The sequence below is a fragment of the Jiella pacifica genome (assembly GCF_010500815.1).
Lineage (GTDB): Bacteria > Pseudomonadota > Alphaproteobacteria > Rhizobiales > Rhizobiaceae > Jiella > Jiella pacifica.
Map to the genome: position 1 here is coordinate 48,943 of NZ_JAAAMG010000022.1, position 23,185 is coordinate 72,127.

The 23,185-nt window shown below is 67.1% G+C and carries 20 protein-coding genes; 6 read left to right on the forward strand and 14 right to left on the reverse strand.

Translation table 11 applies throughout. The features are described from left to right. Window positions 1-79 precede the first annotated feature (79 nt). The 5 genes from GTK09_RS21330 to GTK09_RS21350 all read left to right on the forward strand — a co-directional run bounded on the left by GTK09_RS21330 (window position 80) and on the right by GTK09_RS21350 (window position 2,375). Complete coding sequence (locus GTK09_RS21330; protein WP_163465419.1) at window positions 80-814, forward strand: peptidoglycan-binding protein; 735 nt, start codon at window positions 80-82, stop codon at window positions 812-814. A 117-nt stretch (window positions 815-931) separates the two neighbouring features. Further along, window positions 932-1,141 (forward strand): hypothetical protein, encoded by a 210-nt coding sequence (locus GTK09_RS21335; RefSeq protein ID WP_163465420.1) that lies wholly within the window; start codon window positions 932-934, stop codon window positions 1,139-1,141. Next, window positions 1,138-1,566, forward strand: coding sequence for a hypothetical protein (locus GTK09_RS21340; RefSeq protein ID WP_163465421.1), 429 nt, complete (start codon window positions 1,138-1,140; stop codon window positions 1,564-1,566). Before GTK09_RS21335 ends, GTK09_RS21340 begins: the two co-directional genes overlap by 4 nt. Beyond that, the gene (locus tag GTK09_RS21345; RefSeq protein ID WP_163465422.1) at window positions 1,559-1,930 is read left to right on the forward strand and encodes a hypothetical protein; all 372 of its coding nucleotides are present in this window, start codon (window positions 1,559-1,561) and stop codon (window positions 1,928-1,930) included. Before GTK09_RS21340 ends, GTK09_RS21345 begins: the two co-directional genes overlap by 8 nt. Window positions 1,931-2,057: 127 nt before the next feature. Then, a complete protein-coding gene (locus GTK09_RS21350; protein ID WP_163465423.1) occupies window positions 2,058-2,375 on the forward strand; it encodes a DUF1476 domain-containing protein in 318 nt (105 codons plus the stop codon). 52 nt (window positions 2,376-2,427) lie between these two features. Here GTK09_RS21350 and GTK09_RS21355 read toward each other — a convergent pair whose 3' ends face one another. The 14 genes from GTK09_RS21355 to GTK09_RS21420 all read right to left on the reverse strand — a co-directional run bounded on the left by GTK09_RS21355 (window position 2,428) and on the right by GTK09_RS21420 (window position 21,228). Beyond that, complete coding sequence (locus tag GTK09_RS21355; RefSeq protein WP_163465424.1) at window positions 2,428-2,991, reverse strand: RBBP9/YdeN family alpha/beta hydrolase; 564 nt, start codon at window positions 2,989-2,991, stop codon at window positions 2,428-2,430. 150 nt (window positions 2,992-3,141) lie between these two features. Further along, on the reverse strand, window positions 3,142-4,071 hold the full coding sequence (locus tag GTK09_RS21360) for a YceI family protein (RefSeq protein ID WP_163465425.1): 930 nt from the start codon (window positions 4,069-4,071) through the stop codon (window positions 3,142-3,144). A 62-nt stretch (window positions 4,072-4,133) separates the two neighbouring features. Next, window positions 4,134-4,829 (reverse strand): hypothetical protein, encoded by a 696-nt coding sequence (locus GTK09_RS21365; protein ID WP_163465426.1) that lies wholly within the window; start codon window positions 4,827-4,829, stop codon window positions 4,134-4,136. 62 nt (window positions 4,830-4,891) lie between these two features. Beyond that, entirely contained in the window at window positions 4,892-6,673 is a 1,782-nt protein-coding gene (locus tag GTK09_RS21370; RefSeq protein ID WP_163465427.1) for a S8 family peptidase, read from the reverse strand. A 104-nt stretch (window positions 6,674-6,777) separates the two neighbouring features. Next, entirely contained in the window at window positions 6,778-7,812 is a 1,035-nt protein-coding gene (locus GTK09_RS21375; protein WP_163465428.1) for a hypothetical protein, read from the reverse strand. Between the two features lie 105 nt (window positions 7,813-7,917). Then, a complete protein-coding gene (locus GTK09_RS21380) occupies window positions 7,918-8,943 on the reverse strand; it encodes an OmpA family protein (protein ID WP_163465429.1) in 1,026 nt (341 codons plus the stop codon). Between the two features lie 80 nt (window positions 8,944-9,023). Further along, window positions 9,024-10,091 (reverse strand): trypsin-like serine peptidase, encoded by a 1,068-nt coding sequence (locus GTK09_RS21385; RefSeq protein ID WP_163465430.1) that lies wholly within the window; start codon window positions 10,089-10,091, stop codon window positions 9,024-9,026. Window positions 10,092-10,102: 11 nt separating this feature from the next. Next, on the reverse strand, window positions 10,103-10,837 hold the full coding sequence (locus tag GTK09_RS21390; protein ID WP_163465431.1) for a hypothetical protein: 735 nt from the start codon (window positions 10,835-10,837) through the stop codon (window positions 10,103-10,105). A gap of 40 nt (window positions 10,838-10,877) precedes the next feature. Further along, entirely contained in the window at window positions 10,878-12,053 is a 1,176-nt protein-coding gene (locus tag GTK09_RS21395) for a hypothetical protein (protein ID WP_163465432.1), read from the reverse strand. Between the two features lie 185 nt (window positions 12,054-12,238). Next, window positions 12,239-12,736 (reverse strand): hypothetical protein, encoded by a 498-nt coding sequence (locus tag GTK09_RS21400; RefSeq protein WP_163465433.1) that lies wholly within the window; start codon window positions 12,734-12,736, stop codon window positions 12,239-12,241. Between the two features lie 148 nt (window positions 12,737-12,884). Further along, complete coding sequence (locus tag GTK09_RS21405; RefSeq protein WP_163465434.1) at window positions 12,885-14,375, reverse strand: hypothetical protein; 1,491 nt, start codon at window positions 14,373-14,375, stop codon at window positions 12,885-12,887. An 83-nt stretch (window positions 14,376-14,458) separates the two neighbouring features. Next, a complete protein-coding gene (locus GTK09_RS21410; protein ID WP_163465435.1) occupies window positions 14,459-17,536 on the reverse strand; it encodes a caspase family protein in 3,078 nt (1,025 codons plus the stop codon). Between the two features lie 264 nt (window positions 17,537-17,800). After that, window positions 17,801-18,841 (reverse strand): OmpA family protein, encoded by a 1,041-nt coding sequence (locus tag GTK09_RS21415; RefSeq protein ID WP_163465436.1) that lies wholly within the window; start codon window positions 18,839-18,841, stop codon window positions 17,801-17,803. A gap of 182 nt (window positions 18,842-19,023) precedes the next feature. Further along, the gene (locus tag GTK09_RS21420) at window positions 19,024-21,228 is read right to left on the reverse strand and encodes a di-heme oxidoredictase family protein (protein ID WP_163465437.1); all 2,205 of its coding nucleotides are present in this window, start codon (window positions 21,226-21,228) and stop codon (window positions 19,024-19,026) included. A 494-nt stretch (window positions 21,229-21,722) separates the two neighbouring features. On the opposite strand from GTK09_RS21420, the gene GTK09_RS21425 reads away from it, so the two are divergent. Further along, entirely contained in the window at window positions 21,723-23,144 is a 1,422-nt protein-coding gene (locus GTK09_RS21425; RefSeq protein WP_163465438.1) for a mannose-1-phosphate guanylyltransferase/mannose-6-phosphate isomerase, read from the forward strand. Window positions 23,145-23,185: the final 41 nt, after the last annotated feature.

A 23,185-nucleotide genomic window follows, 5' to 3' on the forward strand; every position in this document is an offset into this window, starting at 1 on the left:
ACATTCTGGCCCGGCGCACCCCATGCGCCGGGCTTTTTCGTGCCGGTTGCGCGCCGGCCTCTTCGCAAGGAGACGAGCCATGACATTCGAAGCCTGGCTGCAGAGCCGGCTGACGGCGCACGGGTTTGCCTGCGGGCCGATCGACGGCGTCGTCGGACCGATCACGGTCGCGGCGATCCGGGCCTTCGAGGCATCGAGAGGGCTGCCGGTCGACGGGATGGCCGACGAGGTGGTCGTTAGGGTGCTGCGGGAAACGTCGAGCGCGGTCGATCCGGAAACCGCCGCGGCGGTCGACCGCGACCCGGCCGAGGTGGAGATCGAGAAGATCGGGTTGGCCAGCCTGACGATCAACGCCTGGCCGCGGCAGAGCGGCGTTTCGGCCTTCTACGGCGCCGTCGGTACCCGCCAGACCCGGGTCGCGGTGCCGTTCGATTTCTATCTGTCCTGGTCGAAGACGACGCGGGTGAAGACGATCAGCCTGCACGAGAAGGTGGCGCCCTCGGCAGATCGTGTCCTGCAGACGATCGCGGCGACCTATTCGGCGGCCGAACGCAAGGCGCTGGGGCTCGACCTGTTTGGTGGCTCGCTCAACGTCAGGAAGATGCGCGGCGGCTCGTCCTGGTCGATGCATAGCTGGGGTATCGCAATCGATTTCGATCCCGAGCGCAATCAGCTGAAATGGGGCGCACCGAAGGCCCGGCTGTCCCATGACGATGCGCTGCCATTCTGGAAGGCATGGGAGGCGGAGGGTTGGCTCCCCCTCGGTCGGGCGCGGAACTTCGACTTCATGCATGTGCAGGCCGCAAGGCTCTGACGCCGCGCCGGGCAAGTCGGCGCCCGAGACTGGCTCGCCAGGGCCGAGGACGCCAGGGGCGAATGCCGCGGGCGGGACCAGCGCCGAGTTTTTCAACAACGAGCAAGGAGAACGACCATGAGTCTCGCAAGCGTCGCCAAGGCGATCGGTGCCACCGCCGCGACCATCGCCGCCACCGGAACCACCGTCTTCGCCACCGTGCCGGAGGGCGTCGACATGCCCTGGTATGCATGGCTGGGGCTCGGCGTCTTCAACGCGCTGATCGGCTTCGGCATCGTATATCTTGCGCCGAGGAACGCCGGCGCTGCCGCTGACGAGGCACGATGATCCTGATCCACATCCGCAAGAAGGCGCGGCAGCGGGCGGCGGAGTGGTTCTGCGCCCTCAACCTCGTCCTCTTCGGCCTGACGCTGCTGGCGCCCGGCGCGACCTTCGACCTGAAGGCCTACGCCGCCTTCCGGGCGGTGTTCGGCGAGGCCGCCACGGGCGGGCTGACGCTTCTCGTCGGCCTCGTCTGGTCGGTGGGGCTCGTCGTGAACGGCGTGAGGCAGCAGCTGACCTCGACGGTCCGGGCAACCTGCTGCTTCGCGGGCGTGATCGTCTATGCGCTGATCACGCTCGCCTATGTGTTCGGATCGGTACGGGCGGGCATCCTCGTGCCGAATGCGGGCGGCAACGCTGCCATCATGGTGCTGGCGCTCTTCTGCCTCTACTGGATCGGCGAGGAGAAGGGGGGGCGCACCGATGGTTGACGCGAACTCCCTGCCGGAATGGGTCCTGTGGATCGGCGGCATTGTCGGTGTGGCAGTCTCGACCGTGGTTCTGAAGCTCGGGCTGAAGAGCGGCGAAGCGACCGGCGAGAAGGTCGAAACTGCTCGGCTCGACGCGGCGCTCGTCGACAGCGTCTCGGTCAAGCACCTGGCCGGGTCGGTGGAAGGTCTGTCGTCGACCATGCGCGAACTCGATGGGCGGATGGGCGAGCGGGCGCGAGACATAGGCCATCAGGGCGCCCAGCAGAGCGAGGCCCTCAACGAGATGATGCGCGACCTTGCCCGCGAGGTACAGGAGTTGCGGCTGGAGCTTCGCCAGATCCGCGCCGAACTCAGCCGTCGATGACAGCCGAGGCCCGAGGGAGGGGATAGAGGAGAGGGCGGGGCGAGGCGAATTCCGCTTCAAAATGCGGCGAGATTTCCTTATGTCAGGGGCCACCGCCCAGCCGGGCCTACGAGCGAGGAAACACGACATGTCCTTCAACGATCGCGGACAGGATTTCGAAGCCCGCTACGTGCACGATCAGGAACTCAAGTTTCGCATCGAGGCGCGTCGCAACAAGCTGATCGGGCTGTGGGCCGCAGAAAAGCTGGGTCTCTCCGGTGAGGAGGCCAATCGCTATGCTCAGGATGTGGTGGCCATCGCCTTTCAAACCCCGGGCGACGACGGGATCTTCCAGAAAGTCCGCGCCGACTTTGATGGGGCGAAGGTCGAACAGTCCGACCATCAGATCCACCGCCACATGGCTGAATTCCTGGGCGAGGCCGAGAATCAGATCCGCAGCGCCTGACAATTCGCCGTTCTCGCCCAGGCGGCAGAACGCGGCGTCCTCGGATGCCGCGTCAACTCGCCGGGCGCGGCAGCCGGCTCATGAAGCGGCCGAAGGTCAGGAGACCTTCCGGCCAGGGCCCGTGGCCGCTTTCGGCATTGATGTGGCCGATTTCTCCGGCGTCGATGAACAGGGAGCCCCAGGCGCCGGCGATGTCCTCGACCGCCTCGAAGGACGAGAACATGTCGTTGCGGCTGGCGACGACAAGGCTCGGAAACGGCAGCGGATCGCGCGGATAGGGGCCGAAGGTGCGCAGATGCTTCGGCCGGATCGCCTCGTCGGCGACGTCAGGCGGTGCGACGAAGAACGCTCCGGCAACCGGTCTTTCGAATTTCGGCACCGCCTGGACCGCCGCTGCGACACCAAGCGAATGGGCAATGAGGACCACCGGTCGCGTCGCCGCATTGACGGCGCTGGCGACTGACCGGGTCCAATCCTCGACGACGGGTTTGGACCATTCCACCTGATCGACGCGGCGCGCGGTCGAGAGCTTGCGCTCCCACCGGCTCTGCCAGTGGTCTTCGGACGATCCCTTGTATCCGGGGATGATGAGAATGTCGGCTTCGGCGGCACGCATGGACCCGCAAATGCGAACACTCGCGGTCGAAGTCAACCGGCAGAGGCGGTGAGCCGCGGGAAGTTCACACTTCGCGAGCGTTGTCATCGAGGCCGGACTGCCTGAGCGGCCCGCCGCCACTGCGGTCGCTCCACCGCACTCGGCCTGAGGTCAGCTCGTCGGAACGAAGGCGAGCTCGAAGGTCACCGGGGAAGACGGCGTGATCGAGATGTCGCCGACCGCTGAACTCAACTGTTTCAGGCCGTCGTCCATGCCGAAATCCGTGGCGGAAACCGTCACCGGCGATGCCGAGGCGACCGAGACGAGGCCGTCGCCGAGCTTCGAGATGATGACCGGAACTGTGATGTCCTTGCTGATGCCGCGGATGGTCAGCGTCACCGGCAGGTCGTAGGCCATCCGCGCCTCGTCGAAGACCGTGCCGATCGCCTGGGGATCGATTCGGGCGGTGATCGTCGCCTCGGGGAACTGCTCGATGTCGAACAGGAGAAAGCGCATCCTCACGTCTCGAATGTCGATGCCGGTCGATACCGATTCCAGTTTGATCTTCACCTCGGCGCCGCCATCGGAGGAGATCGTGCCGGAGAGTTCGCCGAATGTCTGTGTTTCGACGACGGTGCCCTTCTTGATGGTCACGAAGTTCAGCCGCGATCGGGAATTGTCGAGGGTCCAATCCTTTGAGAAGAACGCTTCCTTCTGCCCGCTTTCCGGCGTTGCCACCTCGCTCCGCGCCGCATCCGGCGCAGGGCCCGTCACGGTCGCGATTTGGGGGCCGCCGGCGGGCGCGGCTGCGCCGCTCTGCGCCCGCACCCAGCCATCGACGTTGTATTTGACGTTGGCGACCGTGTAGAAGCCAAGCCGATACCACTTCTGGCCGGCCGGATCGGCGGTCTCTTCCATGACGCAGGCCTGGGTCGCCTCGGGCAGGATCGCCACCGCCAGGCCGGCACCGCTGTCAGGCTTGTCGAAGAGCTCGGTTCTTGTATCGATCGCTTCGTAGAACTCGCAGGCCATTGCGGAACCCGCCCCGGCCAGGAGGGCTGCGAACAAGCCTGCGGCCGTCATCACGTGTCTCTGAGCCATTTCGTGCTCCTCTCGTCACATCGTTGCAAAGACCGCCGTCCGCTCGGGGACATTCGTCGTCGTCACTGACAGCCGCTGCCGGCCCAGGTTGCGAGCGCCTTCTTGTAGGGGCCGCCATAGGGATGCTGGATGCGGATGATGCTGGCCGGGTCTGCCATGTAGGACTTGCCCTGATCGCAGAGCCGGTCCTTGTTCCACTGATGGCAGGACGTGCATTGCCGCTTCCAGCGCTCCTCCGGCAGGCCGTCGATCGGCGCGAACAGCGGCAGGCTGTTGGCGAGTTGCTCAAGGCTGCGCCCGCGCACCGGGAAGGGGCCGAAGGGGACTGGATCGATGAAGTTCAACGTGACCTGCTGGTCGCTGGCGACGGCAGCGGCGGGCGCCTCGTCGGCCGGCGAAGGCTGGCTTGCCTGATCCTCCACGGCAGCGGTGGGCGCCGTGCCGTTGTCGGGTGTATCGACCTTGGCGAGGTAGCGGATCGACGTCCAGCCTTCGATCGTCTGCGTGCCGCTCCCGTCGGGCCGGCTCTTGGAGACGACGTAGCCCCAGTCCTGGCCGCCGGCCGTCTCGTTCTTGGCGATGCAGACGAGGTCGTTGTAGCGCAGGACGTCGAGGATGGTGCCGAAGACGTTCGGCTCGGCCCGCATGTTCAACAGCCGGGCCTCGACGCGATAGGTGTCGCAGGACTGGGCGGTCGCCGGGTGAGAGAGAAACAGCGCTCCGAGGACGGTCGCGACGACGATAGACAAGCGTGACATGGAATTCCTCGCTACTGTGACGCGGGTTGATAAACTGCCATCGGAGCGTTCTCCGACGGGATTCAGCGCGCTGAGCCGGCCAGCGAACGTCCCGCGCTGGCAACGGGGGGCAAAACTTGGACGAGTCCGGCGCCGCAGCCCCTCGGGCACGCCTCGGAAGATCTGGAAAGGGCGGTGGCGACGAGCGCCTGGCGCGCCTCCTCGGCCGTCATCGCCGGCCGTGCGGCAACGAGGGTCGCGACCACGGCGCTGACCAGTGGCGCCGCCATCGAGGTACCTTCCTTGAACTCGTAACCGCCGGACACGATCGACAGGATGCCGTCCGGCTGACCGTTGCGGTCGTCGTCCCGCTGGGTGTTGCCGCCAGGCGCAAGGACGTCGATCCGCGGCCCGAAATTCGAATAGGGCGAGATCGCGCCGCGGGCGTCGGAGGCGGCGACGGTGATGACGCCGGCGCAGCTTGCCGGCGACGACTGGCGGGCATCCTCGGCGCTGTTGCCGGCGGCGGCGACGACCACCGCGCCAGCCGCCAGCGCGTCGTCGACCGCCGCCTGATAGGCGGCCGGACAGGCGCCGGGCCCGCCGAGCGACATGTTGATCACCTTGGCTGGGTTCGGATTGCTCGGCACGCCGGCCACGGACACGCCGGCTGCCCAGCGCAGCGCATCGATGATGTCGGTATCGAAGCCGCCGCATCGGCCGAGGACGCGCACTGGCACGATGCGCACGGCAACGCCGGGAAGGCCGATGCCGAGCCGGTTGTCGCCTTCGACCGCCCCGGCGATGCCGGCGACGTGCGAGCCGTGCCAGGTGCTGGCGGTGGCGGGGGATCCGGTGAAGCAGAGACCCGCAGTCGTCGCATCGCCCGGGTCGGCGGGATCGCTGTCGCGGCCGTCGCCGTCATTGGCGACGAGGTCGAGGGAGATGAAGTCGTAGCCGGGGAGGATCCTGTTTCTGGCGAGATCCTGATGACTGGCGACGAGGCCGGTGTCGATGATCGCGACAATCGGGCCGGCGGTGTCGGTCTGGCGATGCGCCGCCCGGTATGTGCGAAAGCCCGTCCCGCCGGGGAGCCTGTCAGCGGCCGCCTGCGGCGCATTGTCGAGGAGCTGCCATTGCAGCTGCGACAGCGGATCGTCCGAGAGGGCGGGGGGCGTCCCGATGTTGGCCGGTCCGCCGACCCGGCCCGAGCCGATGATGGCATCGATCGCCCCGACGTCGGGGCTCGGCGAACGGATGCCATCGGTCGGCGGCGGACGGTCGATGCCCAAAAGCGCATTGAAACCGTCGGCGGGATTGGCGACCTGATTGGCGAAGCGCATCATGTTCGGTTCGACCGAGGCCACCTGCGGCATCTGGCGAAGCGCCGTGACGATGGCGGCTGCTTCGGGCGCAATGTTCGTGACGAAGTCGCCGGCGCCGGCCGGAACGGATGGGAAGGCGGCCCGGCCATTTTGTTCGCGGGCCGATCCGGGCAGCGCCACGACGAGACTTCGGCCGCTGCTGCCGGTTCCCGCTTCGATCGCCGCGACGACCGCATCCAACGATCCGCCGGCCGACTCGCGCTGGCGCCGTGCCGCCTCGATCCGGAGGCTTTCGCGATTTTCTCCGCTCCTGAGGGTGACGAGGACGCGGGTCGGATCGACGAGGCGAAGCGGGGTCGTGGCCAGTGCCGGCGCTGCGCCGGGAACGATCTGCCGGCTGGCCTCGGCGAAACTCTCTTGGGCCTTCGCTGCGAAGCTGCCTTGGCCGGCCGCCAGGGTCGCTGCGAGAATGCCGACGCTCTTCAGGGCGCGGCCATGAAGGCGCCGGTCTCGAAGGGGTCTGCGATCGAACCTACGCATCTGATTCAAGCTCCGAAAACGTGCGGCCAAGGCGCGGGAACGAAGGACGGAAGGCGGTTCATGGGTTCGGAGGCGCCCGCCGATCGGCGGGCGCCTTGCGTTTCTCAGTTCTCGCGGACGCCGAGGGCCTCGACGACGATCTCGTTCGAGCCTTGGGTCTGCGGGTCGGCGACGACGCCCATGAGCTCGAGCATCAGCCGGACGTTGCGCAGAACGCGCTGCTGGTCGGAGCGGGTCTTGTAGGAGAAGGTGATCTCCGAGAAGTCCGACTTCGAGACGTCGAGATCGAGCGCGCACTTCCAGTAGGACATGTACTCCTCGACGGCGTTCATCTGGCGCTGCTCGAAGCCGCGGAAGGTGACGGCGAAGACGGTCGGGGGATTGTCGCAGCCCGATCCGCCGACGCCGCGACGGGGCAGAGCGGCGACGTCGCCGTCGATGGCGTCGTTGGTGCCGGCATCGTGACCGCCATCGGACGAATAGCCGCCGCCGCCGCTGCTGCGGCCGAGGAGTGCAGCAAGCTGAATGGCCAGCTTGTTGCCGGCGTTGCGGGCCAGTTTCTCGCCGTTCAGGGAGACGAACTCCTTGATACAGTGCGGATCGGCCGGCGTGCCGTTGAGGCCGGCGGCACAACCGGCAAAGGCGGTGCCCTGGGTGTCGAGGTCGAGATTGTCGCCGCCGGCGAAGCGGCCGCTGCGCACGTCGATGGCGCGATAGTTCAGTGACATCTGCAGCTTGACGATGCCGCTGTATGGGTCCGTCACGGCGCGAGCATAGATCGTGTAGGGGACGACGTAGTCCATCTGGGGATTGTCGACGGAACGCACGACCGAGATCAGTTCCTCGTCGGTGCGGCGCTGACGATCCTGCTGGTAGAAGTTCAGCGTCAGCGCGGTCTCGTCATAGACGTCGAGGCCTTGGATGCCGTACTTCTGCAGCTGCGACTGATAGGCAGGCGAATTGAGCGTCTGGTTGATCGTCGACAGCACCGCATTCTGGATGCGGTTGTTGCGCGCCAGGCTCTCCGTGTCCCAGTCCTCCTGCATGACGAGGACGTTGAGGGTGGCGGCATGCGCGGCACCGGCCAAGGTGCAAAGGCCGATCATCGCGGCGGCGGTCGTTCTTGCGAGCATCTTCATCGGGGCTCTCCGGTTCCTTGTCATTGGTTCTGAGGGATGGGGGGATCGGCTGCTCGGCAAGGTGCCGGGCGGCTCAGTCTGGTGGTGGTTCGTCGTGCCCCTCCCTCAATTTTCGATCGCCGAGTTCTGGTCGGCGGCGGGATTGGCCGGGGGAGAGACCGCCGGCGTCGCCGTGTCGGCCTTCGGCGCGGGCTCTGGTGCCTCCGCGGCGATCGGCTCCGGCGATGGCTGCGTGCCTTCGCCGGAAACGTCGCTGCAGGGAACCGGGGTCGGGCGATTGCCGAAGTCGTCGAGGCCGGTGTCGGCCGGCCGCGGGTCGGCAATTCCTTCCGTCCCCGCGCAGTCGTCGGCAACGGCCGGCGGGGGAGCCGCGGCGCCGTATTGGGCGAGGCCGAGATCCTCGGCACTGGGCGCCGGGCCCTTGTGGTAGGTGGCGCGCGGCGCCTCGAAGCGCTCGGCCGTCGGCCCGGAATAGCCGTCCTCGATCAGGGTGATCTCGACGCGGCGGTTGATGCCGTCGCGGGGCCGGCGACGATCGGCAAGGCGCGTCTCGCCGAAGCCGACGACGATCAGCCGGTCAGGATCGACGCGGAAATTCTTCACCAGATAGCGTTTGGCCGAAAGCGCCCGGCTTTCCGAAAGCCACTGGTTGTAGGCGTCCTTGCCGGCGGCGTCGGTGTGGCCGGCGATGAGGTACTGGCTGCCTTCGAGCTCGCTTGCCTCCAGGGCGTAGCCGAGATCGTCGAGGACCTCCGCCGTTTCCCGGGTGATGTCGAAGCTGTCGAAATCGTAGTAGACGGCCAGGTCGACGGAATGGTTGTAGTTCAGAATGACCTTCTTCATGCCGTCCCGGCCGGGAAGCGGGATCTCCATCTGGATGATCCGGTTGGCGTAGGCGGCGTCGTCATAGCGGCTGCGGGCGGCGGGGCGCAGGGTCTTGATGATGCGCTCGGCCCGCTCCGTCATCTGATGCGGCTTTGTCTGTTGGGCGAGAGCGACCGATCCGATGCCGAAGGCCGATGGCGCCGCCGAAGCCATCATCGCCGCCAGAAGCAGCCGCGCCAGCGCGCTCGCGCGCGGTGCACCGGGCTTTGCCGGGTCCTCGCCGCTTCCGATTGTCGAACCCGTCATCCTTGCCATTGTCCTCAGCCTTTTGATGCGGTTGATCGGTCGTTTCTCGAAGTGGAAGGGCTAGAGCGCTTCCAGCGGCCTCACTGGCCGAGAATGTCATTGTATGGTTTGGCCGAGCCGGTGCCGCCGATCACCTCGTTCTGGCTCGCGCCGAAGGCCGGCTGCGGGGTAATGGCCGGGTCAGCGGCGGCCGGTTGGCGGGCAACGGCCGCCGATGTCGTGGAGGTGCCCGACGATGATGCCGGGGCAGCGGCCGCCACGGGCGCGGAGGCGTCGCCGCCCGATGCCGGAGGCAGGTGGAGGAAGGCGCTTTCGCCGATGATGTCGACGGTGTTCGAGCCCTCGTTGAAGCTCGACGGATCGTTTTCGTTCAGGCCGCCCGAGTGGTGGATGCCGACCACCTGCCGGTCCGAATTGAAGATCAGGGCGCCGGAGGAGCCGGGCAGCGTGTCGCAGCGATGCCGCAGGAGCGGACCGTCCTCCTGCTTGTCGGCGGCATAGCAGCGGAACTGCGTCATCATCTTCGGCTGGCCGGCCGGATGGTGGACGATGGTGAGGCGTTCCAGCGGTCGCGACCGTTCGCGCGAAAACGGCACCGGCAGGATATCGGCCGGAGGCGGACCGGCAAGGCGCGACAGGGAATAGTCGAGCTTCGGATCGTTCTCGACCGGGGCCGTGTCCACCGGGATGCGGATCGTCTGGCTGTCGGGGCCGTAATAGTCGAGCAGCAGCGAGGCCTCGAGCACCTTGCCGGAAAAGCCTGGAATGCAGTGGTAGTTGGTCAGAACCAGATTGCCTTCGACGATCGTCGCGGTGCAGGTGGAGAGGAATTCCTTGCCGTTCTCCTCGACCTTCAGATCGAGCCGCCCGATGGCTCGCGAAAGCCGGCGCATCGGATCGTCGTCGCGCAACAGGCCGATCGGCTCGAAGACGTTCTGCCGGTCGACGACGTCGCGGGCGGCGTCGCCGAGCGACTGGCGGAGCGGCAGGACGACCTTGCCGTAATCCTCCACCGGCAGCTTGAAGTCGATCGCCGACGCGTTCGAGGCGAAGACCACCGTGCCGAGCATCGCGGCGGTGAGGAAGGCAGCGAGGCGGCGCTTGCGGGCATTGCCGGACCGGCAGGGTTCGTCGAAGGGGCGTGCCATTGCAGGTTTCCTCAGCTTCCGGGTTTGCTTTTGTTGACCAGCCTCAGCGAGAAGCTCTCGACGGTCGGGGAGGCGGCGTCGATCTCGTCGTCCCACACCGCCTCGACCTTGATCGTCAGGGCCTTGACGTCGAGCGGCCGGATCGGCGTCATGATCTCGCGGCCAGGACCGAGCGCGATGCCGGAATTCAGCCGGCTGTCCGAAACGATGGCGACCGTCTTCAGCTCTTCGCCGACGCGCACCACGACCGTCCGCCGGTCCGAATCGTTGCGGACGCCGAGAAGGCAGAGTTCGCCGAGATCGAAGTCCAGCGTGCCGTCGACGTTCGGGCTGTGGCGGACCCTCGTCGACGGGCGGACATCGAAGAGAACGTCCTGGCACTTTTCGCCCGGCAGCGGGTGCACCGAGATCACCGAGAGGTTCTCGACCGGGTGCGCGCTGTTCAACCAGCGCTCGTCGTTGCCGGGACGGATCGGAGCGGCTGGCGCGGCCTGTTCCTGCGCTGGGACGTTCGCCTGCTGTCCAGCCGTGCTGGGAAAGGGCGAGGAGTGAAGGCCGGGCGTACCGGCGTCCTCGACTGCGGCCGGCGTTTCGCCGCCGAGAATGGCGTTGACGTCGCTCTGCGCAAGCGCCGGGAGCGAGAGGCACGGCGAGAGGCACGCGAGGAGGCTGGCGAGACCGGCGGAGATGGTCCGCAGCCGGCGCGACCGGACGGAACGCCTATCGGAGCGGTATCCTGCGGTCATGCCGATTTTCCCATCTCCCAGGTTGCCGGAAGCCGGCCGTTTATCTGATCGCGATCGAAACCTGGCTTTCCTGTCCGCTGGAATCGCGCGTCCTCGCGTCGGCCTCGATCCGGGTCGGCGTTCGGGCAAAGTAGAGAAGTGTGGCCTCGCCGGACGACAGGTCCCCGCCGGACAAGACAGAGGCCCCGCCCGGGATGGCGAGACTGGTCAGCCGAGCATCGACGAAAAGCTTCTGCGCCTGGTCCGAGAGGTTGCGCAGCCTGATGCCGCAGAGCCCCTCGCTCGCTTTCAGCGTGAAGCCGCCCGCGACACGACTGGCCGGCTCGACCGCCAACTGTCCGCCGGTGTAGATTTTTTCCTGACATGCCGCTCTGGTCTCCGCATAGAGCCCGTCCACCGCGAGATTGTCGGTCGCAGTGATGGTGGCCCGTTCGGGCTGGTGACCCGTATCGAGAGCGGGAGTGGAATGCTCAGAGAAGAAAAGCGCGCTGCCGGCGGCGAGTGCGAGGAGGGCGGTGCCGCCGCCGAGGCCGAGGATCAGGCGGCCGCGCTCCGATCGGATGCTCCGGCCGGCTTCGGTGGAACCGCCTGATGCAGCGCTGCGGCCATCCGGTGCATGTCGCGTGTCGGCGGTCCCGTCTTCGACGAGATCCGGTGAACCGCCGTCCATCTCGATGCCGAATGCCGCCAGCACATCTGCCAGCGAGGCGGCGACCGTCAGCTCGGCGCCGAATTCGGCGGCGAAGGCCTCGATCTCTCCGCGCTCTTGCCGGTGTTGCGGCGGCGGAACGACCATCACCGCCTTCAGCCCATTGGCCGCGGCTTCGCAAAACAGCGGCCGCGACAGTTCGAGCTTCAGCGGGACGTGGTAGTCGGCGGTCTGGGGATTGAGATCCGCATCGACCATCCCGGTCGCCCAGACGAGCGTCGGATCGCGTTCGTCCAATCGCCCGGCGGCCTCGACCAGATGGGCGATGAGCACGGGCAATTCCCAGGATCGACCGCAGTCGAGCCCGTCGGAAAGGCTGAGTTCGGTGGAGGGCAGGTCCGTCACGACGAGGCGCAGCGGGCCGTTGACGAAGCGGTGGTAGTCCGAGGAAAGGGCGAGGGGGCGGAAGTCGCCGGCGATCGCCATGTAACTCGCGGGAACCCGCGGACGGCGCTTGATGGCCCGGAGCTCGACCGGCTTGGCCGTTGTCGGAATGATGACACGCATACACTTTCGCGCGTTGCCGTTCGCCGCGAAACGCGCCGCATCGAAAACGGGGTCGGAAGCCGGACTGTGCGCGAATTGACGCAGGGTTTCAAGCGCTCGCATCCGGTTCGTCTCGATACCTTCCTCGCAGCTCTCCCGCCAGACAACTCAAGTTCCGGAGAGAAAACGCGGCGATTTCATTTCACTTACGAAAGATAGATCTCCGTCTTGGGATCCTTCAGGAGTTCGATCGTTCGGAAGTTGTCGGCTGCTCCGGGGTCGAGCCCGATCTGCAGGACGCCCCCGATAGAATTACCTAAGGGAATGTCGAGTGACAATCTCTTTTCTTCGTGGATCAAGGTAAGGTGACGGGGCAACTCACCGGCCGCATTGGGAGAAACGATCACGAAGCAGGCGTCGCTCTCCTCGACGAGCTCGAGCCGGAAGCCGCCGATGGTTCGGGCGACGTCGGTTTCGGTGCTGGCGGCGCGGGCGACCGTCGAGAAGGCGAGGCTTCGGCCCTGGAGATACTGTCGCCGCAGCCGCAGCAGCCCGAGCGGGATCGGCGTCCCGGGTGTCTCGCTCGCCTGCCCGGCCAGAAACGCGGCGACGTCGAGACGGCCGGCGCCCTCGGCTCTTTCGGCGCCATGCCCCGCAAGATCGCGGGTGGCGCGGCGATCGACGAAGCGGCGTTCGGCCTCCATGAGAAGCTCCGGTGATGTGATCGGGGGGAGGCGGATTGTCACTGCATTATCCCTTTCAGCATGGTCCTCTGCGGGACCTTCGGTCTCCGGCGGAACGGTCGTCTTTGCAGCCGCCGCGTCGGCAGGTCGGCCGCCGGCGGCGAAGAATTCAATCGGCGTAGAGGCGGCTGAGATGTGCCGCGAACTTCGCCCGGTCGGCCTCGAAACCGGCGTCGAGATCGCCGTTCGGTCCCGCCCGGCCGCGGGTGGCGGCGCGGAAGGCGCCGAGCGTCGTGGCAAGCGCGATCAGAGCCCGCTCCACCCTGGCGAAGGCTGTCGCGAGTTCTTCGCGCGGCCTTGCCAGGGATTGGCTTCGCCGCGATTTCAGAAGCTGCGCGCCCTCGGCGCGGATGGCATCGGCACGGGCGTTGCCCGTCGCTTCCTCGGACCTGACGGCGAAGGCGATCTTCAGCCATTCCGTCATGGCGGCTTCGAGTTCGCCCACCTCGCCGATGAGATCGCCGTAGCGCCGGGCTTCGACGCAGGTGACGCGCTCCTTCAGCGAAAGCGTTGCCTTGCCTGTCCTCAGTGAATTGGAAAGCGCAGACTGGATCGGGTGGAAGGCGAGAAGCCTCAGGGTGGCGAGGGGCAGGCTGCAGCCGAAGGCTCCGGCCGAGGCGATCGGTGCGGCGAGCATTTCCTCGCGCTTCTTGATCAGCTTGACCTCGCTCTCGGCGATCGCCTTCAGTGCCGCGATGGCCGCATCCTCGCGGCCGCCACGGCCGCTTCCGTCGGCGGCCACCTGCTCGACGTCCTCGGCGATGTCGCCCGTCGCCGCGTCCTCTTCCTCGACGTCGAAGGGATCGACGAAGTCGACGGAGAGCTCGCCTGCAACGCCCGGCGCGTCGATCTCGCCCGCCCGGCGCATCGCCGCCCGCGAGCGGGCATCGGCGAGGGCGTCGACATAGTCCTTCAGCGCGAAGTAGCTCGCCTGATAAGTCTTGAAGTGGCCGTTGGTGTCGGCCGACCAGAAGTCGAACACCGTGTCGTCGGTGATCACGTCGCCGACCCCGGCGAGATAGGCCCTGAGGATCGAGAAGGCCGAGGTGGCGTGGCCGTCGTCGAAGTGGTCGGCCCGGTAGCGGTAGAGGATCTTGGCGATCGTCTTCACCGCCGTGTCGGTCGTCGACCTGTCGGCGAGTCCGCCTTTCAGGCAGGCGTCGAGCAGGGCGGCGACCTCGCCGGAATGGGCAAAGCCGTTGCAACTGATCAGGAACTCCAGATATTTCTGCAGGAGCTTCAGCCGGAACCGGTCGAGCATCAGGCCGCCGCCGGGAAGCTTCAGATGATAGGAGCCGCTCTCGTTGGCGGAAACCGCCGGATGGCGGCAGCCGGCAAGGTGGGAGAACACCTTGTTCGCCGGCAGCCAGAGGAAGTCGAGCGAACTCGCGAGACCCGCCCCGGTCTCGCCGAACAATGCCAGCGCGCCTGCCAGCGCCCAGACCGGCTTGTCGCGATTGGCGCCCCAGCCATTGGCGATCATCTGGGCGAGGGCGAGCCGAAACCGGTCGGAGGCGTCGGTGCCGTCGACGAGCGCGTCGAATTCCGACCGGGCGGTTTCGGACCAGGTGAAGAGCGTGTCGGGCTGCCCCATACTCATACCCCTTCGTGGTATCACTCGATGGTCGTGGCGGGCCGAGCCGCCTGCGGGCCGCTCCGGGCGGCCCGACGTTGCTTCGCCCGTCAGCCCTTCTCGTCGAACTCCCGGACGAGCTGGCGGGCATGGTCGGCATAGCGACCCGTCGGACGCTTGCGCAGATATTCCGCCAGCGCGTCGCGGCTGCGCTCGACCAGCACCCGCTGCCAGTCGGTCTCGTCCTGCAGCATCTCGATCCTGTCGCGGGCTTCGCGCAGATGCTTGCCGCTCGGATATTGCAGGACGTAGCGCCGATAGGCCTCGACGGTGTGGGCGTTCGAGACTTCCTCCCAGGTGGCTTCCTGGGCCAGCAGGCTGGTCAGCCGTTCCTTGATCTCCGGGCCGTAGACGCTGGTTGGAAAGCGGGCGAGGAATTCGTCGTAGTCGGCCGAATCGGTGGAGGCCATCGCCGTCTTGTAGGCCTTGAGATCTTCGCTTTCGGCGGCCACCGCCCGTTCGGGCGCGCTCGTTCCCGGCTGGCTCGCCGTGCCCCGCGTGGCGAAGTCCGGCCGGCTCTCGATCTCGGAGACGAGCTTGATCGCCTCGCCCATCTTCCGGCAGGAGCCGCAGACGGCGGGAAGATCGTTGCAACTCGCCAGGTAGCGGATGAGACCGTCATAGGACCGATCGGCGGGAAACTGCGCATCGACGGTCTCATGGGCGCGCTGGCAGATCCCGGCGACCTTCTTCTCGCCATCGCGCTTGCGGGTGCATTCCTCGCAGTTCTGCACGTAGTACCAGAAGGCGTCGAGCGTGGCGTCCTTTTCGGCCGCGGCCCACAGCGCCTCGTCTTTCAGCGCCGCCGGGTCCGGCTGCTTCAGTTCGGCGACACGCTTTTCCAGCGGCTCGCGATTGCCGCAGCATTCGCATCTCTGAAGATAGGCGCCGATCTCCAGGGCGCTGCCCTTCTTGAGGAGTTCGGCAGCATGGCGCTCCTCGGCCCGGCAGATTGCCTCGCGGCGGCGTTCGGTCTGGGCGAGGTCGCGCAGCTCGTCCTTCAGCGGGCAGTAGACGCAGCCGCGCAAATAGGGCTGGACGCCGCCGAGGTCCTTCGATTCCAGGATTTCCCGCGCGGTCAGGAGCTCGTAGTGCTCGCGCTCGGTCGCTTCCTCGCGGCCGACTCCGTCTTCCGGCAGGGTGAAGAGAACGCTCGATGCCGCCGCGCCGTCGATCTCCGGCGTCTGGCGGAATTCCGGGCGCAGCTGTTTGATCCGCCGCGACATCCGGGTGTCGAGGAAGCCCTCGAGTTCGGCGACGGTGACGCGGCCGTCGGCATTGCCGCCGAAACGCGTCTCGTCCGCCTCGCCATAGAGTGCCGAGACCAACGCATCGGTGAAGATGCCGTGGCGATACTCCGGATCCCACACGGCGACCTGATCCGAATGGGCGGCGGCGATCAGCGTCACGCCCTTTTCGGCCTTCAGCACGGGCGCCTCGCCGGAGGTCGGCGCGCTGACGCCGGTGACGAGGTCGCCGGCGTCGGATCGACCGGAAAAGCAGCTCTCCAGCATGACGACGACGCGGCCCCGCGGGAAGGCCTTCTCGCGCATGGCGGCGAGCTGGCCGATCAGGGTGTTGAGATCGTAGCCGGTGAGGTCGAGGCGGTCCGGCCGGCTGTCGATGCCGAGGAGATAAGGGGTCCTGTCGTTGCCGCCGCCCATGAAAGAGCGCGACCCGTGGCCGACGAAATAGACATAGACCTCGGCGTCGGGGGAGGAGATCTGATTGCCGATCGTCCCCGGCTTGTCGGCATCGCCGAAGAGATAGCGCAGTTCGCCCGTCGTCAGGTCTTCGTAACGGGTGATGTTGGCCGGGGCGAGGCCGAACTGCTCGACGAAGAGCTTTTCGACCGCGCTCGCGTCGTTGGCGGCGAAGCGCACGTCCTCGGCATAGCGATAGTCGTGATTGGCGATGATGAAGAGGTGGCGCTGCGGCGGGCGGCCGTCGTCGGCGCCGGCGTTTTCGTCGGCCACGGCCGGTGCACCGCCATTTTCGGCGACGGACTTCTCGGTCGGGCCGGGAACGGCTGCGGCTGGGCCTGCCTCCGGTGCAGCTTGCGCATCGGTCGGCGGGGCGGCGGGTGCCGAGCTCGTGGCGGCAGGCGGCGCCGCTGCGGCGGTGGCCTCGACGACGGTCTCCGGCCGGCAGCCGTCGAGCATGCCCGGGTCGGCGACGGCGAGTACCTGCCGGCGGGCCAGAACGGTGTTGCCGGTGCGGATGGTGATCGTCAGGTCGACGATGCGGCCGTCCTTGTCGGGCAGGCGATAGTCGACATCCATGACGATGCCGTCGCTCTTGCCGCCGCCGCCGATCACCAGCGACGGCAGCGACTTGCCGTCGAGCCAGGCGGCGAGTTCGCCCTGCTGCATCTGGAAATAGGCCGTGGTGAAGGTGTCGGCAGCGCGCTCCGACAGGCCGCAGTTGCCGTCGACGTGCACGTCCGGCTGGAAGGTCAGGCTGGTGGCGGTGGAAAGCTTCGGCGCGACGGCCGCCAGCACGGCCTGATAGGCACCGGCAAGTTCGACGAGATCGGCGCTCGAACTCCTGAAGTCGCCGATCACCGTGAAGGACGGCATGTGCAGATTGATGCCGACGGTCCGATTGCAGCTGTAGGAGCCACCTTCGGAGCGGGCGAAGATCGCGATGGTGAGCCGGGAGACGTCGACATTCGGCCGGGTCACCTGCACGGCGACGGCGAAGGTCGAGGCGTAGAGCCGGTTGACCATCTGCTCGAGCTGACCGCTTTCGGCGCCGAAGCTCAGGATCGGCAGCAGTGCGCGGGCGTTCTCGGCGGCGTTGACGTTGATCGCCAGGCCCGATCCGCGGATGGCATCCTGCAGCGCGCCGTTGATGCGCGACCTGAGGCTCTCAGACACGTGCGGGTCGCCGGCGGGAAGGCCGAGATAGGTGAGGTCGTATGGGCGCGGAGCGTCGGGGGCGATGCAGTTCGAAGTCAGGATGCCGGCGATGGCGGCTGTCACCTGGGTGCGTACGGTGTCGATGACGGGCGCGCCGGGGCGCAATCTCTCTTCGCCATTGGCGTGTGGCGCGGGAGCCGCGAAGAAGATCGACGCCAGAACTCCGACATGACGTAGGAGAACTCCCAGGTTTTTGACCCCGCGCATTGTCGTTACGTCCTCAATGCCCCATCGGAGTTCTACCACGAAGTCGAGCAGTTGGAACCCGTCGGGAAAGTGGATCTGGGGGAGGCAGACTTACGAACTCGGAGATCCTGGAACGGAACGTCGCATTCCCTCGTGTTCCAGGGTGGTCTTCATCCTGAGGCTTGTGGGCCGCCCTGCGTCACTGGCGGGTGGACGGCCCGTGGATCAGGCACTGTCGCGGCAAAAAGGGGCGGTCGGATTTCCGGCTCGCCCCGTTTGTCGGTTTCAGTGACCGACCTTGCAGACCTGGACGACGCGGCCGCCGCCGAAGTCGTCGAGATCCTGGAAGCCCACCGCGGCGAGACGGCCTTCGACCTTGTAGCCGGCATGGGGATAGGCGGGAACGCTGCAGGTTGGCTCGGGGCGATCGGCCGAACGGTAGCTCGACACCTGGGCGGGCACCGGTCTGCCGGCATCGGCGACGGGCGACGGGGCGTCGAGATCGAGGCCGAGCAGAGCGACGACCACCTGCCGGTTCTCGCCTGCCAGCGGATCTTCGATGCCCGGCGCCGGCGTCTCGCCGAAGGGAGCCTCGACGAAGCGGTCCAGGGGAATGTCGAACTTGTCGGCCAGATAGACCTTCACTGCTGCCATGCGCTTCAGCGAGATCGCTTCGTTCTGCCCGCGGGTACCCGTGGCGTCGGTATAGGCGGCGAGCAGGATGCGAACGTCGGTCTCGGCGTAAGCGAGAAGAATGTTGCCGATGCGATTAAGATCCGCCGCGGCGGTTTCGGAGAGCTCGTGGCTGCCCGAGGCGAAGAGGATCGGGCGGCCGACGTCGCTGCGCGGCTCGGGACCCGCCAGCTCGGCCTGCATGTCGTGGGTCGGCTCGGCCGGCTCGGCATAGTCGATCTCCGGGGCGAAGGGCGAAATCGTCTGATAGCGATAGACCAGCTGGCCGGCCCGGCTCGAATGAACGGAATAGTCGTCGAGGTCGGAAACGTCACGGCCATAGCCGTAGCCGCCGCTGCTATGGCCGTAATCGTCGTGACCGTAGCGGTTGCCGACATGGTAGCTGCCGTGGCCGTAGTCCCGCGAGACGTAGCCGGAATACTGGCCATGGCCGCCGTAGCCGCCGTGGAAGCGAGCGGCAGAGCCGACATGGCCGCGGCCATAACCGGCCCCACCTTGGATCACGCGGTTGATCTCTCCGGCACTGGCGCTCGGGCCGTAGTAGCCGTCGGCGCCGGCGGTCTGGGGAACGAGGGCCGTGCTCATCGAGAGGGCGGCGGTCAGAAGGGCTGTGGTCGAAAGTGTCGAGCGCATCGTGTGTCTCCTCAAGGTCGAGCTCGCTGGCTGTCGAGACCGGAGTGGAAGCGCCAGAGCGAAATCCTTGGTCGAGTCCGAAAATGCCGACGCCCGACCCGGAAACCGGATCGGGCGTCGCTGTCGATGCAGGGCGGGAGGGGCAGTTTGCGGCGGGCGATGGGGCCCGCCGGGTCTGCGTCTCAGCGATTCTGGTCGACGCTGTCGAAGGACGCATCGCGCGGCAGCCGCATCGTGCGCAGGAAGGCGAGCAGCGCATCCTGGTCTTGGGCAGGCAGCGCCTGGAAGGCGGAAACCGTCGCATTCGCCTCGCTGACATAGCCCGAACCGTCGTCGGGGCATGCCTGATCGGAGTGCTTGAGGATCGCATCCCGCAGGCTGAGCGCGCGGCCGTCATGCAGCCACGGCCCGGTATCGGCGAGGCCCCAGAGCGGCCGGGTGACGAATTCGTCGCGCTTGACGAAGACGCCCGCACGGTCGGTCTGCTGGTGGATGACGTCGGCGAGGCAGCGGCCCATCCGGTGCCGCTTCAAATCCGAGAACAGCGGCACGACGATGCTGCCTGTCGTGTCCGACGGCAGACGCGGCTGAAATGCTTGGAAAACACGCTCTTCGAAGGGGGTGTTCATGTTGAGGTTGAAGGCGAAGGCGGCGCCGTTCGGCGGCCGGCGGCCGGCCGATTCCTGCGCCCCCGACTGGCCCTGGATCGCCCGTTCCTTCGCCGGCGTCTGGCCGCCCTCGAGAAACTCCTGCTCGACCGGCAGGAGCAGGCCGCGCGGTGCCGCCTGGCCGAGGCCGACGCCGTTGTCGGTCACCGTCAGGGCGGGGGCCTGATTGCTGGATTCCCGTGCGACGACCCGCATCGATTCGCGATCCTGCCGCGGATCGTGGACCCTGACGACGGGGTTGAGGATGGTCTTCGACGCCTGATGGCAGGTGACGCAGGCCACCGAGGCATCGAGGCCGGCCCGGCCTTCGAAGATGTCGCGGCCACGGGCCACCTGCGCCGCTTCGGCGCCTGCGGAGGGCTCGAAACTCGATGGAGGACGCGCGCCGAGGGCGAAGGTCGTCAGCGCCGTGACCTCGCCGATCGACACTTCGTCGACGAGGCCGTCACCGTCGGGGTCGGGATCGGCGCCCGCCGCGATGAGTTCCGTCGGGACCATGGCGAAATGAAAGTTCAGGGCGTCGCGGACAAAGTTCCGCATGTTCGACGCGATGCCCTTCCACTGGAACGGCCGGACGAGGAAGTCCTCACTCACCCCTTCGATCCGGTCGCAGCGTTCGACGAGGCTCGGCTCGTCACCGCAGGGCTGCAGGTTTTCACCCGGCCTCGGCGCACCGGCATCGACACGGACCTGATAGCGGCCGAAATCCGTTCCCTTGGAGTTCAGTCGGATTTCGTACCACTGGCCGCGATTCTGCGCCGCCAGGTCGATCGCGGCGCGGCGCTGGGCGAGAAGGTCGAAGCTCATCTCTTCGGCGAGCTTCTGGGTATAACCGGCGCCGAAGATGTGCGGCGGGTTACGCAGGAAGACGGCATACATGTTGCCGGGATCGGCGACGCCGCGCTCATAGAAGGCGTCGACCACCCATTTCGGCGCCGGATCCTCCAGGAGCGGGTTGATGATCGCCGCCGAGGTGACAGCGCCCGCGCCGGAAACCCGGTCGGGCCGCACGGTGCGGCCCGGCGTCGCGCCGCCCGCCGGCGTCTCGAAGCCGGAAACGTTGTGGCATTCGAGGCAGGCCTGGGCGTCGAGACCATGGACGCGCATCCAGGGCACCTGCAGGAAGGCGGCCATGGGGCCGACGCCGCTGGCGCCGATCTGGTGGCGTTTCTTCTCGCGCGGGCCGGTCGGCCCCTCGCCATAGCCTTCGACGGCGGTGAAGGACTGGGTGAACAGGTGCCGGCCGATCTCCATGATCTGGCGGAAGCCGACGGTGCCGTTGGAAATGTCGTCCTGGGAGACGCGGATGCCGTTTCCGAGCGAAGGCTCGTCACCGGTCGACAGGCGGGCGAGAACGGGTGCGCCCGGCCCTGCGACAGGTCCGGGATCGCTCGCATAGGCCGGCGCTGCGACGGCAGGTGCCGCCTGGTCTGCCGCCGGCGGAGAGATCGGCTCGGGGCTCGCCTGGGCGCCGGGGTCGGGTTGCGGTTCCGGCGCGCTTGCCGCCGGCGGCTGATCGGAGGCCGGAGGCTGGCTCGCCGCGGGCGGCTGCTCGGAGGGCTGCTCGCTCGGCGGGTTCTGAACCTGCGGCTGCGGGGCGGCACCGCCGAGAATGGCGTCATTGATCGCGTCGCTCAGCTGCGCCTCGAGCGGGGTCGACGCGCCGACGAGCAGGCAGAGCGCCGTGCCAGCGAGGAAGGCGTTGCTGTGCTTTGGCATCGGATTCAGGCCTCACAAGTGGAAAAACGGGGAGCGTTCACATCCGCGGCGGACCAGGGAACCGACCGGGGACAGGGCAATGAGGACGGTGCGGAACGGCGCGAGCGGAGCATCCCGCTATCGCGCCAAATCGATCCAGATCCGATCATCGGCGATCCATTTTCTCCTCCCTGGCCGGCATCGCACCTTCGTCGGAATGGAAAGCCGAGACTGCTTCTTGCCGGGGGCTGAGCCGGACGGGCCGAGACGAGGGAGCATATGCCGGGGAAAAGGTATCCCCGATCTTCTACTTTACGCAACGTAAATCAGCGTGATCGGGCAAGCGGTTCCGGTTGTCCGCCTATTGCCGGGCTGCGTCGATCGCGTTCACCATGATCCGAGCCGGCCATCCTCGGCTCCGTGTCGCGTATGCTATGGAAAGCTTGCGTCCGGCGCGTTATTCCTCGCCCGGCGCGTTCCGCCGATCCGGTCGAACCACTACGGGTGACGCTTTCATGGCTCCATCGCCGACAATCATCCCGATCATCATGGCCGGCGGCGCCGGCTCGCGGCTTTGGCCATTGTCGCGCGATACCATGCCCAAGCAGTTCATCGAGCTTTTCGACGACGGTCTCTCGGCCTTTCAGGCGACGTTGCGGCGGGTGGTGGGCGAAGGCTTCGGCCGGCCGATCGTCGTCACCAACAACGACTTCCGCTTCATCGCCGCCGAGCAGCTTTCGCGTCTCGGGATCGAGGCCGAGATCGTGCTCGAGCCCGAGCGCCGCGACAGCGCGGCGGCCGTCGCCGTCGGTGCGGTTCTCGCCGAGCGGCTGGGGACCGGCGGCGTCTGCCTGCTGCTCGCCTCGGACCACGTCATCCGAGACGAGGCCGGCTTTCTCGACGCGGTCCGCAAGGCAGCCACCGTCGCCGCGACCGGCCGGATCATGACTCTCGGCATCACGCCGGACCATGCCTCGACGGCCTATGGCTACATCCATCCCGGCGCAGACGATCTCGGCGAGGGCGCCCGGTCGATCGAGCGCTTCGTGGAAAAGCCGGACCGTGCGACCGCCGAAGGATATGTCGCCGAGGGATATGTCTGGAATTCCGGCAACTTCGCCTTTTCGGCGGAAGTGATGCTGAAGGAACTCGAGCACTTCACGCCGAACGTTCTCGCCGCAGCGCGGGAGGCGGCGGAAAAGGCGACGCGCGACCTCGACTTCATCCGGCTGGATGCGGCCGCCTTCTCCGCCTCCCCGACGATCTCGATTGACTATGCGGTGATGGAAAAGACCAGGCTCGGGGGCGTGCTCGCCGCGGAATTCGGCTGGTCGGACATCGGCTCCTGGGATTCGCTCCATGCGGTCAAGGACAAGGACGCAAACGGCAACCGGCTCGAAGGCGACGTCGTCGCCATCGATACGCGGAACAGCTTCGTGCGATCCGAAGAGGCGCTGACCACGGTCCTCGGCCTCGATGACGTCGTGGTGGTCACCACCCACGACGCCGTGCTGGTCTCTTCCATGGCGGCTGCGCCGAAGGTGAAGACCCTCGTCGCCGAGCTGAAGAAGGCCGGTCGCCGGGAGGCCGGCGAGCACATGCGCATCCACCGGCCCTGGGGCTGGTATCAGCGCATCGACATCGGCGACCGGTTCCAGGTGAAGCACATCTGCGTCAAGCCGGGCGGCCGGCTCTCGTTGCAGCGGCACCATCACCGGGCCGAGCACTGGGTGGTCGTTCATGGGACCGCGGAAGTGACCATCGACGGGTCGACGAAATTCTATCATGAGAACGAGGCGGCCTACCTGCCGATCGGCTGCATCCACCGCCTGCACAATCCCGGCAAGATCGACCTCAAATTGATCGAGGTACAGGTCGGCAGCTATACCGGCGAGGACGACATCGTGCGCATCGAGGACGTCTATGCGCGCAGCTGACGCGCCGACAGGGGGCCGCCGGCGGTGAGCGAGAAGGACTG

Excerpts from the sequence above, each read along its gene's own strand:
- GTK09_RS21410 (WP_163465435.1), bottom strand. The coding sequence starts at position 17,536 with ATGCGCGGGGTCAAAAACCTGGGAGTTCTCCTACGTCATGTCGGAGTT.
- GTK09_RS21400 (WP_163465433.1), bottom strand. The coding sequence starts at position 12,736 with ATGGAGGCCGAACGCCGCTTCGTCGATCGCCGCGCCACCCGCGATCTT.
- GTK09_RS21350 (WP_163465423.1), top strand. The coding sequence starts at position 2,058 with ATGTCCTTCAACGATCGCGGACAGGATTTCGAAGCCCGCTACGTGCAC.
- GTK09_RS21415 (WP_163465436.1), bottom strand. The coding sequence starts at position 18,841 with ATGCGCTCGACACTTTCGACCACAGCCCTTCTGACCGCCGCCCTCTCG.
- GTK09_RS21385 (WP_163465430.1), bottom strand. The coding sequence starts at position 10,091 with ATGGCACGCCCCTTCGACGAACCCTGCCGGTCCGGCAATGCCCGCAAG.
- GTK09_RS21370 (WP_163465427.1), bottom strand. The coding sequence starts at position 6,673 with ATGCGTAGGTTCGATCGCAGACCCCTTCGAGACCGGCGCCTTCATGGC.
- GTK09_RS21330 (WP_163465419.1), top strand. The coding sequence starts at position 80 with ATGACATTCGAAGCCTGGCTGCAGAGCCGGCTGACGGCGCACGGGTTT.
- GTK09_RS21360 (WP_163465425.1), bottom strand. The coding sequence starts at position 4,071 with ATGGCTCAGAGACACGTGATGACGGCCGCAGGCTTGTTCGCAGCCCTC.
- GTK09_RS21425 (WP_163465438.1), top strand. The coding sequence starts at position 21,723 with ATGGCTCCATCGCCGACAATCATCCCGATCATCATGGCCGGCGGCGCC.
- GTK09_RS21365 (WP_163465426.1), bottom strand. The coding sequence starts at position 4,829 with ATGTCACGCTTGTCTATCGTCGTCGCGACCGTCCTCGGAGCGCTGTTT.
- GTK09_RS21420 (WP_163465437.1), bottom strand. The coding sequence starts at position 21,228 with ATGCCAAAGCACAGCAACGCCTTCCTCGCTGGCACGGCGCTCTGCCTG.
- GTK09_RS21405 (WP_163465434.1), bottom strand. The coding sequence starts at position 14,375 with ATGAGTATGGGGCAGCCCGACACGCTCTTCACCTGGTCCGAAACCGCC.
- GTK09_RS21355 (WP_163465424.1), bottom strand. The coding sequence starts at position 2,991 with ATGCGTGCCGCCGAAGCCGACATTCTCATCATCCCCGGATACAAGGGA.
- GTK09_RS21345 (WP_163465422.1), top strand. The coding sequence starts at position 1,559 with ATGGTTGACGCGAACTCCCTGCCGGAATGGGTCCTGTGGATCGGCGGC.
- GTK09_RS21395 (WP_163465432.1), bottom strand. The coding sequence starts at position 12,053 with ATGCGTGTCATCATTCCGACAACGGCCAAGCCGGTCGAGCTCCGGGCC.
- GTK09_RS21380 (WP_163465429.1), bottom strand. The coding sequence starts at position 8,943 with ATGACGGGTTCGACAATCGGAAGCGGCGAGGACCCGGCAAAGCCCGGT.
- GTK09_RS21375 (WP_163465428.1), bottom strand. The coding sequence starts at position 7,812 with ATGAAGATGCTCGCAAGAACGACCGCCGCCGCGATGATCGGCCTTTGC.
- GTK09_RS21390 (WP_163465431.1), bottom strand. The coding sequence starts at position 10,837 with ATGACCGCAGGATACCGCTCCGATAGGCGTTCCGTCCGGTCGCGCCGG.
- GTK09_RS21340 (WP_163465421.1), top strand. The coding sequence starts at position 1,138 with ATGATCCTGATCCACATCCGCAAGAAGGCGCGGCAGCGGGCGGCGGAG.
- GTK09_RS21335 (WP_163465420.1), top strand. The coding sequence starts at position 932 with ATGAGTCTCGCAAGCGTCGCCAAGGCGATCGGTGCCACCGCCGCGACC.